This is a genomic window from Pontibacter sp. 13R65 (assembly GCF_047525655.1).
Lineage (GTDB): Bacteria > Bacteroidota > Bacteroidia > Cytophagales > Hymenobacteraceae > Pontibacter.
The window spans coordinates 78391-93304 of sequence record NZ_JBLIQL010000018.1 but is presented as its reverse complement, the minus strand read 5'-3'; the positions used below and the strand labels follow the sequence as shown (position 1 = coordinate 93304).

The window sequence follows — 14914 nt, the reverse complement described above, 5'->3', positions numbered from 1 at the left end:
TTAAAAACTGACGTTAACACCCAGCGTGAAGGTGCGTGTGGTGGGGTATTTCTCATGGCTGTCGTTTCCGGGGGCAAGACCCAGCCTGTTTACTTCAGGGTCTATACCTTTATAGCCGGTAATGATAAACGAGTTGAGCGAAGAAGCATGAATACGGGCGCTCCGTACGAACTTGGAGTTGATGTTGAAGTTATAGCCAAGCGTTATATTATCAACTTTCCAGAAATCACCATCCTCAATGTAATAACTATTGAATTCCTGCGCCACGGTTGGGTCTAGCAGCACTTTACCAAAAACAGGTTCGGTGGCCGATCTCAGGCTGTTAAAATAAGGAGCAGAACGGTTCTCATAATACATGCGCTGGAAGTTGAGCACCTGGTAATCGAAGGCACCGCGCATGGTCACACCTAAATCCAGGTTTTTGTACCTGAAGTTATTATTCCAACCACCGTAGTATTTTGGCAAACCGTTGCCGAGCACCTTTTTATCTTCGAAGGCATGGTTAAAATCGCTATACGCCACAGGCTCTCCGTTTCGTCCTTCATAAATCCACTTGCCATCTTCTGAAACATCAATCACTTTAAAACCATAGAAGTCGCCGATGTTCTGTCCTATTTTAACAATGTGAGTGAAGGTTTGGATAGGAACTCCTGAGAAGCCTTCGGTAAAGTAGTCGCTTGTTGTCTGGTAGATGTCGTTTGAGAGGCTTTTGAGTTTATTAGAATTAGTAGAAAAGATAAAGCTGGAAACCCACTCAAAATCTTTTGTTTGCACTGGCACCACATTCAGCAACACCTCCAGGCCTCGGTTCTCCATTGTTCCAACGTTTGCTCTTGTGGAAGGAAACAGGTTGGGCGGGCTGGGCACCTGGTAATCATACAGTAAATCGCGAATTTGGCGATTGTACACATCAATGTTACCACTGATGCGCCCTTTCATTATGCTAAAGTCCAGGCCGAGATTGCTCTCATGCTTCTCTTCCCACCTCAAATTAGGGTTTGGGTTTTGGGTTGGTCCTAGAGATTGAATCCAACGGCCATTGGAGTATACAAAGTTGCCATACCCGAGCAAAGCTACGCCCAAAAAGCCCGTAGAAGGCTGCGATCCTGTAACACCGTACCCAACTCTGAGTTTTAACTCGTCGAACAAATTTTGGTCTGCCATAAAGCCTTCGTTGCTGATCCTCCAGCCCAAGGAAACGGCCGGAAAAGTGCCCCATGGCTTTTCTGCCCCATACAATTGACTTGCCGCTTCGTGGCGTAGGTTCGCCATGAGCAGGTACTTATCTTTATAGTTGTAGGTTACTCTGCCGAAGAAGCCAATCAGGTTGGTGGTAGCCTTATTGCTGTACATGGTGGCAAGCCCTCTTTGTAAGGCATTGCCAAGCCCTATGTTGTAGTAGCTGAAAAGGTCAGATGGGAAGTCGTAGTTGCGCATCCAGGAATCAAAGAAGTCATTATCCTGGTAGCTGTAACCTCCTAGTAAGGTAACGGTGTGGTCGTTAAAACTTCTTGTGTACTGCCCTGTAAGTTCCATTAGTCTGTCAATAGACTCCTGCGAGCCGGTGGCAGCGTAACCATTCAGGTTGTCGCGGGTATTGGAAATATGTTGCTTTGTTTCAGAATACCCTGCCTGATGGTGGTATTTGGAATAAGACATGAGGGCAGACAGTCGGAGTCCTTCGAGCGGAGTATATGCAATAGTAGCATTTACCCGTGTGTTCGCATTCCTGTTAAGGCCGTTTGTTTCGTAAATACGGGCGAGCGGGTTTTCGTAGTTTAGTATTCCGGTGTTTTCGTTCCAGGTTCCATCCACGTTCTGGGTAGGTGCAGTAGGGTTCCGCTGAATGGCCTGCCGGTAGGTGTAGCCAGAGAAACTGCCGCCATCTACTGTTTGGGTAAACCAGTTGTTCTGGTTCAGGAGCCCAATGTTAACTTGCAGTTTGTCGTCTAACATGCTATGATTAACATCGGCCCTGCCTGTAAAAGTAGAGTTGTCGGAGCGGGCAAAAATACCTTGCAACCCTCTGTAGTTCAGCGACACCAGGTAATTCGTTTTATCTGTTCCTCCCCTAAAGGTAAGGTTATGGATGTGGCTGACAGGCGTACGGGTAATTTCATCGAGCCAGTCTGTGGAATGCCCCTGGTCAGATGCCGGATCCCGAAGCCCGGCTGCAATCTGCTGGCGGTAGTCATCCGCCGTAAGTATGTCCAGTTTCCTGGCAATGGTTTGGGTGCTAACGGAGGCGCTATAATCTATGGTATTAATATTTCCTTTGGCTCTTTTGGTGGTGATCAAGATTACCCCGTTTGTACCTCTTACACCATAAATGGCCGCGGCAGACCCGTCTTTTAGCACATCAATAGATTCAATATCTTCTGGTGCCACGGTGCGCAGATTGCCGGGAATTCCATCGATCAGTACCAGCGGGTCGGCGTTGGCACCAAACAAGGTGCTGTTGCCTCTTAGCAGGATTTGCGTGTTTGCGGTAGGGTCACCACTGGGAGCAGACACGGTCATACCGGCTACTTTACCTTGAATGAGTTGGCCAGCGTCTAGTACTGGCGCTTTAACAAAATCCTCCGCCCCCACGGATGCTACAGCACTGGTTACATCTTCGCGGCGTTGCGTGCCATAGCCAATTACAACTACCTCGCCAAGTGCTTTTGCATCGCTCTGTAAAGTCACGTTTACAACCGAGCGGTTCCCGATTGAGATCTCCTGGGTCGTATATCCTACATAAGAAAACACCAGAATGGCATCGTTCTGAGTATTGGGTGCCTGAAGAGAATATCGGCCATCTATATCTGTTGGAGCTGCAATGGTAGTTCCTTTTAATAACACCGTAACCCCAGGAAGACCTCCTCCTTTTTCATCGGTTACCTGCCCTGTAATGGTAACATCGTTCTGCGCTATAACAGAATTAGCATTGCGACTGGTTACAGCTGCCTCGGGCGCAGTGCTTTTGCCTCTTTTTGCAGCAGGAGTGATAAGGTAAGAGCCGTCTTTCGATTTCTTATAATCTAAATCTGACTGCTTTAGTACAGCGTCCAGATTCTGCTCAAGTGTCTTATACAGGTTTATGCTGTTATCGGGCACTGCCTGGTCCCTTACCACCTGGTCCGAAAACAAAATATCCGCTTTGTAGTGTTCTCTTAACTGATGGAGAGCATCTTTAACTTTAACGGTTATCGTCTTGGATATGGTCCCAGCATTTGTCTGGGATGGTTTTTTTAAGGCAAGCCCCTGTGCTTGGCCTGACTGCCAGGTTGCAGACAGGAAAACCATCAGCAAACCATATGAACCTACTTTGTAAAACTTCTTTTTCATTTTGGTGAGAGGTAAAAATGGTGGATATTTTTTTCAATTTAGATCAAACTACATGACCTAAGGCTAACAAGCAGGCAAGAGGCGTTCCTATCGTTACAAAAATTATAACTAAACCCTTATACATTTAACCTGATTCAACAATTTAACTAACGGTAGTAAACATGTTCAATCGCTTTCGTTAGAAAGCACCCTCAGCACTATTCCAACATGCTTACTACTCACCCTGCGAATGAACAGGCATGATATAATAATGAGCTAACTTTGTAGAAACTGCTGAAGCAGTGGCCTTGCTAAAGGTTTTGCTTATCGATCAAAATTACCTGGTTATCTTGCCTGATGTAGCTGATGTTCAATATGACAGATAATGAATACAGCAGCTCGTTCGCAGTTTCGGCCTTTACAGAACCTGAAACAGTTCGTCCTGCTAAAGCACTCCCCTGCAACTCAACCGCTAAGCCATAATTCTCTCGGAGCAAATCCTGGATCTCCGCCACGGTGGTTTGGTCGAACATAAACTGCCCATGCTGCCACGCCGAGTAGTTTGCGGGATACTTTACCTGTTTTACCTGTAGTTTCTTTTGCTCTTTGGGAGCCGTAAGCACATCACCAGGAGCCATGACGAATGATGCACCGGCTTCCTCCGGCTCCTCTCCATACTGCACCTTTACCTTGCCTTCCTGTAGCACCACTTTTGTTTCTGCCTCTCGGGCAGCAAGATTGAAGGATGTTCCGAGCACCTCTACCTGAAGGCCGGCAGCTGTGGAAATCACAAACTTTTTGTTATCAGGCGTATGAACAATTGAAAAATAGGCTTCACCTTCCAAGTGTACTTTCCGGCTATTCTGGCCGAAACCAAATCGCGGAANCTCTACCTGAAGGCCGGCAGCTGTGGAAATCACAAACTTTTTGTTATCAGGCGTATGAACAATTGAAAAATAGGCTTCACCTTCCAAGTGTACTTTCCGGCTATTCTGGCCGAAACCAAATCGCGGAACCTGTAGCATAGAGCTGGTATTTAGCACTACCTTACTGCCGTCTTCCAATGTTATAGTGCTTACTTCGCTTAAAGTAGTTGTGTAGTTTTTGTAGAACCAAAGGTCTTTAAACAACCACGCTCCGGAGATCAATACAAAAACAACAGAGGCTGCTACAAACCAATTGCGCCAATTAACCTGCTGTTCTCCAGGCCTGTTCTCAAAAGTATCGGCTGGCACGGGTTCTTGCATGCCAAGCGCAATCTTACGATTAAAAGCATCTATGCCTGCTTCTGTATCGGCCTCATACTGTGGATGCTTCAGCTCCCACTCGTGCAGACAAGAATAGAATAATTCTTCATTATCTGGTGTCTCTTCAACCCATTTCTCTATCAGTTGTTCCTGCAAAACAGTAGCATGACCAGCGAAATAGGCAAATAGAAGCTCCTTGGTTATGGGTGGTTGAAATGACATTTAACAGCGTTATAATTACTAGACAACTAAGTCGTAAAAAACCCTTACTTCTAAATGAAATTTTCTATTATTTTTTTTGAAAGGTTTCAAGTACCTAGTTGGGGTGAGGCGATTTAGTAAGGATTCTTAAGTAAAGGTATTAGGAAAAGAATTCCGTCCACTTGTTAGATGGCAGGTTGTATAAACAACGAATTACAGAAGTACCACTTGTTTGTAGTTGAATGTGCAGATGCTGGCAAGAAAACAGGAATTAGGGGCGTTAGCAGAAACTATATAATAGTAATACAAAGTAAATCCAGTTTCTAGCTATCGCTTTCTTTATAATCTTACTTGCTTTGCTTAGTTGCGCTTCTACTGTTTTGAGAGAGAGCTTGAGCTCCGTGGCTATTTCTGCATATTTTTTATCTTCGAACCGGTGCATGAGGTAAATTTTTCTGCATTTGGGAGGAAGCGAGTTGATGGCTGCTTCTACCTCTTGGCGTAGCTCGTCGTACTGCAGGACTGAATCTGGTTGCTCACTAAGGTCTGCCCGACCTTCTTCATAAGTTTGATCTAGCTCCAGCGATTTGCTTGCCTCCAGCCTAAGGTAGTTATATGCCTTGTTGCGAACACTTTTGTACAAGAAGGTCCTATAAGAGGTAGTAATGTTTTGGAAGGTGCCTTGGAGGTAAAATTGGCAGAAAACATCTGAAACTAAATCCTCTGCTATAGATTTAGAATATACAAAACGTGTTGCATGGCTGCAGAGCGACTTGTAGTAGTGCCGATAAAGTAATTCGCAACCAAGCTTTGGATCAGACTGGAAAGTTTGCCTCACCAATATTTCATTATCTGGAACAGTGGTAGTGTCCACGGCCAATTTAGTTGTCCTATCAGGAGAATCAGCTACAAAACGAATCGCTTCTTCTCTATCTGCAGCTACCAATTTGCTACTCGTCTGCATGCTTCCTTCATAAAATATTTTCTCCCAGGTGCTCATAAACTTGTGAAGGCAAACTTCGAATGATAATAAATTAGCAATACGAGCGACAAGAGCTTGATTTCTAAACCCTCAGCTTGAGCAATTAAGGTTAGAAAACAACACCTGCATTAATAAATGTTAAACTAACGCTTGTTATCAAATGTAAAAACATTTCACACAAAATCAAACATTTAACCAAATATCTTCTTCTTTCCTACCCTCAGCGTCATAAATTAGATTAATTTATACTTATGCCCTACTTAGCTGTAATCTTGTTCTGGAATTAAAGAGGCAATATCTGTATTGGCGAAGAGTGTAGTAAGGAAGCAAAGAATTGCTTTGATCGCTATCGTGTTAAAAATATATCTACCATTAGTAGCGCCCGGTATGTATTTCCTTGTCTGTTCCTTTTATCCTGCTCCGGTCTGGGGAATCCATTTTATTCGATTACAACATGCTGCGGTTATCATCAGAAAAATATTGATTCTTAATATCAAACTTCTCTAAATAAATCGAGATATAAACCATACTTTCAGAGGCTGAGAACAGCATCCTTCGGAACAAATTCTTCTAATGAAATTGGCCTTCCAGAGGTATTTAATGTAAAATAACATCGGGGCCGCGAGCAATTGGCAATAGAAATGTTTTTGAAAAGCATTGGCCTTCCGGAGCTAAAAATTCTATCTTTTTGCTCTGGAAGGCCATTTTCATTAACATAATTAGGATCAGGGTTGCTTGCAAACTTCCTGATGGTGAAAAGTAAAACAGAAGATGCAATAAGAGCTACCTACTACAGCTTCAGGTCTCCTTTTCTGCTTTACCTAAAAAGTAGTACACTTTAACACTTTATATCTAAAAGGTCAAACTAACAGTTGCTTGCAGCTGAATAAAACCATGAAAATAATTTATCAACTAACAGAATTTCTTAAATTGAGGAGGTCTAAGAGTTTAGTAGATCCAGCAAGCAGGCAAATGTAAGGCAAGCGTCTTGCAAATACCTTTTGTGCAGTTAGAACGTCTGTTAAACTACTGCTGATCATAGTAAAACCAACAGCTTTACCCCTAAACCGCCATGGACGAAATACAGAAAGAAGATATCAAACAAGAAGTATTTGACCTCTACGACGATTATGCACACAACCGCTTGAACAGGCGGGACTTTGTGCAAAAACTTTCTGTGTATGCCGTGGGTGGTGTCACGGTGGCGTCGCTCATGAGTTTTCTGATGCCAGCCTACAAGGGTACTATGCAAGTTCAACCAGATGATGCTCGCATAAAATCTGAATACATTACCTATTCTTCGGAAAAAGGTGGTGGTACCATAAAGGGGCTGCTTGCCAGGCCTGTTGCCAGCAAAGAGAAGTTGGGCGGTATTGTAGTAGTGCATGAGAACCGTGGCCTAAATCCTTATATTGAAGATGTTGCCAGAAGAGCCGCCCTTGCCGGATTTATTTCTATCGCTCCTGATGCCTTGACTCCTTTGGGTGGGTACCCGGGCAACGACGATGACGGGCGGGCCATGCAGAGCAAACGCGACAGAAATGAGATGTTGGAGGATTTTATTGCAGCTTACCACTACCTTAAAAATCATAAAGATTGCAACGGTAAAGTGGGCGTGGTAGGGTTTTGCTTTGGCGGATGGATTTCAAATATGATGGCTGTGCGCCTTCCGGATTTGGCGGCAGCTGTACCCTTTTATGGAGGACAACCGGCAGCGGAAGATGTTCCGAACATCAAAGCGCCCCTCCTGCTTCACTTCGCCGAACTCGATACGCGTGTAAACGAAGGCTGGCCGGCTTATGAGGCTGCTCTAAAACAAAACAACAAAAAATACACTGCCCATATGTACGAAAAGGTCAATCATGGCTTTCATAACGATACAACGCCACGTTTCGACAAAGCAGCAGCAGAACTAGCCTGGAACCGTACCACTGACTTTTTTAAGGAAAAGCTGAAGTAACCCAATTGCAATTGCTCTACTGCTTTAGGGCAAGACTATGGTGGATGTAGTAAGTTTAAACCAGAAGTAAGCCTTAAGCAGTAGAGATAATCTGCCACCATTTTACCGGTGTAACCTGCGCGCTCTTAAATAAGCCAGCAGTTCAGCAGGCCGGTCGGTTTGAATAATATTGAACCCTTTTTCCAGCAACCACCCCCAGCTCTCGTCTGCTTTTCCTCCTTCCACTGCTAAGTCGTCGTGGTGGCTGGCATTAAGGCTGGGCCACAGGGAATTTACCCACACACGGGCACCTGTTCTTTTAATTTGATCTATGTCTCTTAAAACGGCAGAGGTATCTGTTTTAAATACTAGCTCAAAAGCAGCTGGCTTGAGCTCAAGCTGGTAACTCTTTATAATTTGCAGGGCATGCGGGTTATCTAGTCCAACTACTGGCATAAACGGCACTTTCTGTAAAATCTCTCCGTTTTCCTGAGAAACTTTATCATAAGAGTGCCCACTTTTAAGGATGGTTTGCTGCACAGTACCTGTGGCTTCCAACACGGCATAGGCCTCTTTAAAATGGTCGTAGCCTTTGTCTAGGTTTACCATCACGCGGCCTTTCATTAACAGCATGGCCTCCTCAAGTGTAGGTATCCGGTGGCTGGTGGCCACGCCATGCCCTCCTTTCAGGTAAAGTTGCTTCAGTTCGTGTAGGGTATGATGGTCCACTCTTCCTGTACCGGTTGTGGTGCGGTCCAGTGTTTTATCGTGCAGGAGCACCAGTTGTCCGTCTTTTGTTTTTTGGATGTCAATTTCGAGAATGTCTACTCCCATATCCATGGCATTGCGAATGGCCTGCAAGGAATTTTCGGGGGCATTGCGCCAGTCTCCCCGATGCGCCACCACCAACACCTGATTTCCGGCAGGCTGATAAAACTCCTGCAGTATCACTTCCAGGCTATTCCCTGTAAACTTGTGGCGACTACTGTTGTTTGAGGTACTACAACCAAAAAGCAGCAGCAAGAGCGACAGTAGTAGAGATATTCTGAAATTGGTTATGTACAGTTTTGCTGATTTTTGCATATTACCTCAGGCAGGTCAGGGTCTCTGTCATTTACTGGTTCCAGGTTTGACAAAAACAATCCATCTAATAAGGTTCTTGACTTTAGCTAACTATCTTTTCCTCAAGGAAGGGGCCGGCATGTTTGCTTGTATGGCTTCGGCCACTTCAATTGGCAAATCAGATTCGAGAATATCCGCTCCATTCTCAAATATGCTTTGATACGCTTTAGCACGCTCCTGCAAAGTAGGCAGTTTATCGTATTTGGGTGCGGCCGATATCATGCACATGACTCCTCGTTCATGTAGCAAGTCGAAAAGTTCTTTATTTTCAGGTTTGTTTTCGGAACCAATGTAGGCGATCATATGCGACCAGGGTATGCCCGCTGCTTCGTATTCGTGCAAGGCTTCCTTTGTTTTTACAAAAGCCGAAAACATGATTTCTTTGTTCTTGTCATAATAAAATTTAGCCTGCGCTGCATTATGCACTGTAACCATTACATGCGCCTCTGCCTTATGTTTCCGGATAATGGCTGCGGTCATTTCCAGCGGCACATCTTTTTTATCTAAGTTGATAATGGTTTTGCCTCTGCTCCAGAGAATGGTTTCTTCCAGGGTAGGGATCTGGTACTCGGTTAAGTTTCCGTCTACATCTTTCAGCTTCAGCTTCTTGATTTCTGCCAGGGTATACTCCGATAACTTGCCTGAACCATTGGTGGTTCTATCTAAAGTGGCATCATGCATCAGCACGATTACGCTGTCTTTGGTAAGGCGTGGGTCCAATTCAAAAAATGCAGCTGTATGCCGCAGGGTGTGCTCCATGGCAGCAATACTGTTTTCAGGAAAGCCAGTGACGATGCCGCCCCGGTGCCCGCTGATGATGGGTGACTTGTCCTGAGAATACTTAAAAAATGCCCTTACATCTTTTGGCTTTTTTACCTTTATCGTATGCAGAGTTTCCTGTGCAGACGTCTCGAATGAAAATAGTAATCCTAAAAGTAAAAGAAGTAGGTGCTGACCTGCTGAACAATGCATGTTGGAAATAAATTAATTATTTGCTCCAAAAAAGTAAAATACGGCTATGGCAAAGCTATTGGTATAAAAAGCAAAAAATGCCTCCTGAAGGGCCTTTTCATTAGAATAATTTCATTTCCGATGAACTGCCGTAGTGTAAAAAGCTGTAGTTACACAAAGAAAACTACACGCCTTACTTCTGTTCAACCCTGGCCAAAACCGGCAAGTGGTCAGAAGGGTAAATATTGTCTTTTGTTTCATTTAAAACGCTATACTCCAACACCCTAAACAAATTATTTACAAAAATATAATCTATGCGCCGGTTGAGCGGTTTGTTTATGTCCATGGCATTGTAAGTGCCAATAGGGCCTGAAGGATACTTTTCGCTAACTTCCCGGCTATCGAACATAAAGTTATTTAAAACACGTATTGGCGCTGTTTCAGGAGTCGCATTCATGTCGCCAGCTAATATAACAGGCTTGCCCTCCGCTATCTCAGCAATTTTAGCTTTTAGAAGTTCCGCAGATTTAAGGCGCGCCTCACTCCCAATGTGGTCGAGGTGCGTATTGAAAACATAAAACTCTTTGTTTGTATTTGCATCTTTAAACTTAGCCCAGTTACAGATGCGAAGTACCCTGGCGTCCCAACTTCTGGAGGGCACATCAGGCGTTTCCGACATCCAGAAACGTCCCCATTTTTGAAGAGTGAACCGGTTCTTGTTATAATAAATGGCTACAAACTCACCACTTCCGGTTGCGTTGCCGGTATTTCTGGAAACACCTGTCTTATAAAAGCCTGTTGCCCGGCTTATATCATCGCCTTGGTTCAGGTAATCTTCCTGCGCACATAAAATGTCGATATTATTCTCTTTGATTTGCTGCATCACACGGTCTTTACGCTCTGCCCAAGAATATCCTTTCGGCCTCACAGGGTCATCCTGTAAGACATTATAGCTCATCACATTTATATAAGGCACTTTCGCCCTGCCCTGCTCTTCGACAGTTGGAGCAGGATCATCTGAATTAGTTTTACAAGCTCCCAACAGAGCCAGCATAATAAAAAGCCAAGGGAACATATGAAGTCGGTTCATGAAACAATTTTACTATTGCAGGTGGTTTTTATATTAAATGCGGATAATAACTTGTAGAGCAACAAAAAGAAACGCCAGCCTCATAAGAAAAGGTTAATGCCTTTTTGGCTTACTGGTGCTTTCGCAAAGCTTCGCTTATTTGAATTCGAATTTCACCCAAACCGGAAAATGATCGGAAGGAAAAGCATGCTGATGACGCACATCCGACACTTCGTATTCCAGCACCCGCATGTGCTTGCTTACAAAAACATAGTCGTAACGGTAGTTGGCAGACATAACTCTGTTTGGGTTCATGCCATTGTAGGTGCCGATAGGTCCTTGCGGCTGTTTCTGGGAAATGCTCCGGCTATCTTGCAGTATCGATTCAAACACTTTTATAGCTGGAGTAGTAGGTGTCGTATTCATATCGCCTGCTAGGATTACTGGTTTATCTCCTGCTATTGCCTGTATCTTTTCTTTAATCAGTTCTGCAGATTTCAGGCTTCCATTCAGGTTTATATGCGTGTTGAACACATAGAACTCCTGACCTGAATTATTATCTAAAAGCAAAACCCAATTACAAATTCTGATCGGGGTACCATCCCAACTTGGTGATGGTTTATCAGGTGTTTCAGACATCCAGAACCGGCCCCAACCCTTTTGTGTAAAACGGTGCTTGTTGTAATAAATGGCGACAAACTCACCTCTTCCAGTTGTGCTCCCATCAAAGCGTGCTACTCCTGTTTTATAGAAGCCCAATGCACGGGAAATGTCTTCTCCCTGGTTCAGATAATCTTCCTGTGCACATAAAAGATCTGTTTTATAAGATCGTATAAGAGACAGCACACTTTCTTTCCGCTCCGTCCACGACTGACCTGCTGGTCTTCCAAAGTCGTCCTGTAAAATATTGTAACTCATTACCTGAATAGGCGCATTTGCAGCAACCGTTCCATCTCCAGGTGAAGGAGAAGGAACAATATCTTCCGATGAATTACAGGCATAAGCGGAGACAATGCAAAAAAACAGGAGCAAATACTGCTGAATCAGTTTCATAAAAATGGTTTTAGTAGGGGCACACTTTATTGCCCACTCCAGCGTCCTGCTGCAGATCTGCCATAAATTGCCTCAGGAACTTGTTTCGGCTCCTGAGGCTGAGGCTCATCTTACTCTGTAAAGGGGGCAGCAATAGAGATGCAGAAAAGAAGGCGGTCTGCAAGCATTTTATAATTTGATATCCATTACTTTATGGCGCTTGCGGCTTTCTTCCGCCATAAAGCCCATAATGTGGCTCTCTATCGACTCGTCAATAGTGGAGGTTAAAAGAGAAGGGTCCTGCTGCGACACTGCCTGCACAAAATCATGTACCAAAAACCAGTCGCCGCCACCATGACCGCTGTTCTTATAGCCTTCCACATCTTCGGCCTTAGGTTTTAGCTTCAGCTCCTTTCCTGTTCTGAAATCATTTACCACCAGTTCTTCCATATCGCCTACCATATCTCCCATAGCGCCCATAATACGCGTGCGCCTGCCGTGGTAAGAGGTAAAGGCCTCCATAGAGAAGCTGGCCGTAATGTTGTCGGCAAACTGAATGGTGGTAACGTAATGATCTGGCTGGTCATTTTCCATTCTGTACACGCAACGCCCGTAATTCGTCGTTTTCAGGCGGTCCATTATGACCTCGCTGTGCGTGCTCTTATCAGCTGGTAAATCAAGTACAAAGGTTCGCTTGCGATTATCGTGGTAGTGCCGGATAGCGGAATAAGGGCACTCTCGCTCCACTTTACAACCATCGGTACAGCGGGCAGTACTGCCTTCCGGTGCGTTTTCGCGACGGAACCATTTCAGGTCACCCATAGCGGCAATGCGCTTACTGGGCTTGTTTATAACCCACTTAATGATATCCAGGTCGTGGCACGATTTTGCCAGGATGATAGGAGTAGTTTCCTTGGAGTTGTGCCAGTTGCCTCGCACATAAGAATGCGCCATGTGCAAGTGCTCGATTGGTTCAAAGTGTTGCACGCTTACCACATCGCCTATGGCACCCTGCGCTATTAGCTCGCGCATTTTCACAAAATACGGGGCATAGCGCAACACATGGCAAACGGCAACAATGCGATTATTCTTCTTGGCCAGCTTTAAGATGTCGCGGCACTCCTTTTCGGTGGGTGCAATGGGTTTCTCAAGCAGAATATCATATCCCATTGCCAAAGCCTTCATGCAAGGTTCGTAATGCAAATTATCCGGAGTAGAAATAATAATGGCATCCGCAAATTTTGGTTGCTTAAACACCTCCTCCCAGGTATTGAACCGGTGCTGATCCGGAATCTGATGTTGTGTGGCATAACGGTCGTTCCTGAATTTATTAGGTTCTGCCACACCCACAACATTTAGCTGGTCAGGAAATTTAGTTGCGAAATTGCCATACACAGTTCCGCGGCTACCTGCTCCCAAGGTTATGGCCGTAACAGGCTTGTCAAGGAGTTTATGCAAAGGGTTAGCCGGAAGGGAGTAAGCATACGTGTTGTCTGAAAGTTTTGCAAGGGCCTCCGTACTAATCACTGCTGCACCTATGCTTAACCCTAACGATTTAAGTAAATTTCGACGGTTCATGTTTTTTATATAAGATATAAATTTTTAAATATATACACAAGATCTATTGGCTAAATTGTTTTAGTGGATTCACCCCATAGCTACTCGGGCAGTTCCTTTAACTCCCGAAACAGGTCATCATACTGCTGATACAGTTCGCTGTTCTTGAGCATAAGGATCACTTCGTTGTTGTAGCGCAACGCATTACGCGTAAAATTCTGGTTACCGGCAACTATAACATTATAGGAAGCTCCGTCTTGTGTACCTTCTATCAGCATGAATTTGGAGTGTATGTTAGTTTTACTAAACATTGTTATGTTGGCTCCTTTCTTCTCCAGTTTCAGCAAACCTGCATACACTTTCTCACCTATTCCTGGTTTAGAAATTATCTCTACCTTCGCCCCTTGGTCCATGAGCTGATCCAGCTTTTCTACAATATTTAATCGCGTATCCGTCCAGAGAGACATCCCGATTCGTATGGTTGCTGTGGAGGGATTTGGTATCTCATTTAGTATTTCAATAATGGTGTCTTCTCCATGGAAAACACCGTATTTTCTTTTCGGTAAAAAATAGGCGTAAATACCTGCAGTAGCATCTGAGAACTCCCGGTAAGCATAATATTTCATGTCCTTCGCCGCTTTTTCCCTCGTATCGAGCCAGTAGGAAGCGTAGGCCTCGTAAAGCCCCAGGTGCGAAAGAACTATTGCGTCCTGCACCTTCCGTGTGTCGGCAAGGGTAAAATTGTGCGAAGCCTGAAAAACAATATTTTCAGCACTCCCATCTTTTGTTTTGACCTCAGAAAACAAAGCGAACTTATTGTGATTTATGGCTATATCTCCCGCATCGTTTGTTACGATTACTACCTCAGATGGAGCTTTTAAAGCGGCCTTTAATCGTGCAACTGTCCCTGCATTCTCTTTTCTGGTGTCATCGTTACTCATGTCTATCATAATGAGCAGCTTTACCCCTCTGTTACTGGCTCTAATCAGGGCATTAACCAAAGCAGGATAATCAAAACCAAAAATAGAGACATGAATAGAAGCTTTTTCAGGAGTGGCATCTACCAGACTTATCAGCCTATCCATGATGGTAGTGGAAGCTATTCGCTGTGAAACCTGATCTGTGTTGGTAAATACAGCTTCAGGGAAAGAAATAGTAACTGGTAAAACAGTTGCTGTACCTGATCCGGAATCTAAAGGAGCCGGGTTATTCTCTTTGTTGCAGGCAGTAACAATCAGCAGTACAACATAGAGAATAAAAAATTTAAAATTTTGCATTACGAATACATTTCCTTTTCAAATTAGAGAGCCCGGTGCATTGGAACTCGCACTACATTCATACTTACTGAACCGCTTTGCATTTGCAATAAAGCAGCTGAGCAAAACTTTTGCGCTACCACAATGGCGAGCGCATACCAGAGAATTATTCTAATGAAAAAGCTCTTCCAGGAACTTTTCGATGTTGTTTTAGGGTAGGGTACATTTAGAAGGAAGCTTACTCTCCCT

10 protein-coding genes are annotated in these 14914 nt (G+C 44.3%); 1 reads left to right on the top strand and 9 read right to left on the bottom strand.

Annotation, left to right across the window (positions count from 1 at the left end):
• The 3 genes from ACMA1I_RS17835 to ACMA1I_RS17825 all read right to left on the bottom strand — a co-directional run bounded on the left by ACMA1I_RS17835 (position 1) and on the right by ACMA1I_RS17825 (position 5757).
• Positions 1-3330 carry a SusC/RagA family TonB-linked outer membrane protein gene (locus ACMA1I_RS17835; protein WP_337069787.1) on the bottom strand — a complete coding sequence of 1110 codons (3330 nt, stop codon included), beginning with the start codon at positions 3328-3330 and terminating at the stop codon, positions 1-3.
• A 290-nt stretch (positions 3331-3620) separates the two neighbouring features.
• A complete protein-coding gene (locus tag ACMA1I_RS17830) occupies positions 3621-4778 on the bottom strand; it encodes a FecR family protein (protein WP_414703935.1) in 1158 nt (385 codons plus the stop codon).
• A 259-nt stretch (positions 4779-5037) separates the two neighbouring features.
• Positions 5038-5757, bottom strand: coding sequence for an RNA polymerase sigma-70 factor (locus tag ACMA1I_RS17825; protein ID WP_337069784.1), 720 nt, complete (start codon positions 5755-5757; stop codon positions 5038-5040).
• A gap of 1054 nt (positions 5758-6811) precedes the next feature.
• On the opposite strand from ACMA1I_RS17825, the gene ACMA1I_RS17820 reads away from it, so the two are divergent.
• Complete coding sequence (locus ACMA1I_RS17820) at positions 6812-7699, top strand: dienelactone hydrolase family protein (protein ID WP_337069783.1); 888 nt, start codon at positions 6812-6814, stop codon at positions 7697-7699.
• 102 nt (positions 7700-7801) lie between these two features.
• Here ACMA1I_RS17820 and ACMA1I_RS17815 read toward each other — a convergent pair whose 3' ends face one another.
• The 6 genes from ACMA1I_RS17815 to ACMA1I_RS17790 form a co-directional block, all read right to left on the bottom strand.
• Positions 7802-8761, bottom strand: coding sequence for a glycerophosphodiester phosphodiesterase family protein (locus ACMA1I_RS17815; protein ID WP_337069782.1), 960 nt, complete (start codon positions 8759-8761; stop codon positions 7802-7804).
• 90 nt (positions 8762-8851) lie between these two features.
• The gene (locus ACMA1I_RS17810; RefSeq protein WP_337069781.1) at positions 8852-9772 is read right to left on the bottom strand and encodes a glycerophosphodiester phosphodiesterase family protein; all 921 of its coding nucleotides are present in this window, start codon (positions 9770-9772) and stop codon (positions 8852-8854) included.
• A gap of 172 nt (positions 9773-9944) precedes the next feature.
• Positions 9945-10841: an endonuclease/exonuclease/phosphatase family protein gene (locus ACMA1I_RS17805; RefSeq protein WP_337069780.1), complete on the bottom strand. Its 897-nt coding sequence runs from the start codon at positions 10839-10841 to the stop codon at positions 9945-9947.
• Between the two features lie 135 nt (positions 10842-10976).
• On the bottom strand, positions 10977-11873 hold the full coding sequence (locus tag ACMA1I_RS17800) for an endonuclease/exonuclease/phosphatase family protein (protein ID WP_337069779.1): 897 nt from the start codon (positions 11871-11873) through the stop codon (positions 10977-10979).
• Between the two features lie 168 nt (positions 11874-12041).
• Positions 12042-13430 carry a Gfo/Idh/MocA family oxidoreductase gene (locus ACMA1I_RS17795; RefSeq protein ID WP_337069778.1) on the bottom strand — a complete coding sequence of 463 codons (1389 nt, stop codon included), beginning with the start codon at positions 13428-13430 and terminating at the stop codon, positions 12042-12044.
• 80 nt (positions 13431-13510) lie between these two features.
• Positions 13511-14686 (bottom strand): phospholipase D-like domain-containing protein, encoded by a 1176-nt coding sequence (locus tag ACMA1I_RS17790; RefSeq protein WP_337069777.1) that lies wholly within the window; start codon positions 14684-14686, stop codon positions 13511-13513.
• Positions 14687-14914 lie beyond the last annotated feature (228 nt).

What these genes read in the sequence shown, in the direction of transcription:
- ACMA1I_RS17820 (WP_337069783.1), top strand. Translation starts at nt 6,812, where the DNA reads ATGGACGAAATACAGAAAGAAGATATCAAACAAGAAGTATTTGACCTC.
- ACMA1I_RS17815 (WP_337069782.1), bottom strand. Translation starts at nt 8,761, where the DNA reads ATGCAAAAATCAGCAAAACTGTACATAACCAATTTCAGAATATCTCTA.
- ACMA1I_RS17795 (WP_337069778.1), bottom strand. Translation starts at nt 13,430, where the DNA reads ATGAACCGTCGAAATTTACTTAAATCGTTAGGGTTAAGCATAGGTGCA.
- ACMA1I_RS17835 (WP_337069787.1), bottom strand. Translation starts at nt 3,330, where the DNA reads ATGAAAAAGAAGTTTTACAAAGTAGGTTCATATGGTTTGCTGATGGTT.
- ACMA1I_RS17810 (WP_337069781.1), bottom strand. Translation starts at nt 9,772, where the DNA reads ATGCATTGTTCAGCAGGTCAGCACCTACTTCTTTTACTTTTAGGATTA.
- ACMA1I_RS17825 (WP_337069784.1), bottom strand. Translation starts at nt 5,757, where the DNA reads ATGAGCACCTGGGAGAAAATATTTTATGAAGGAAGCATGCAGACGAGT.
- ACMA1I_RS17790 (WP_337069777.1), bottom strand. Translation starts at nt 14,686, where the DNA reads ATGCAAAATTTTAAATTTTTTATTCTCTATGTTGTACTGCTGATTGTT.
- ACMA1I_RS17805 (WP_337069780.1), bottom strand. Translation starts at nt 10,841, where the DNA reads ATGAACCGACTTCATATGTTCCCTTGGCTTTTTATTATGCTGGCTCTG.
- ACMA1I_RS17800 (WP_337069779.1), bottom strand. Translation starts at nt 11,873, where the DNA reads ATGAAACTGATTCAGCAGTATTTGCTCCTGTTTTTTTGCATTGTCTCC.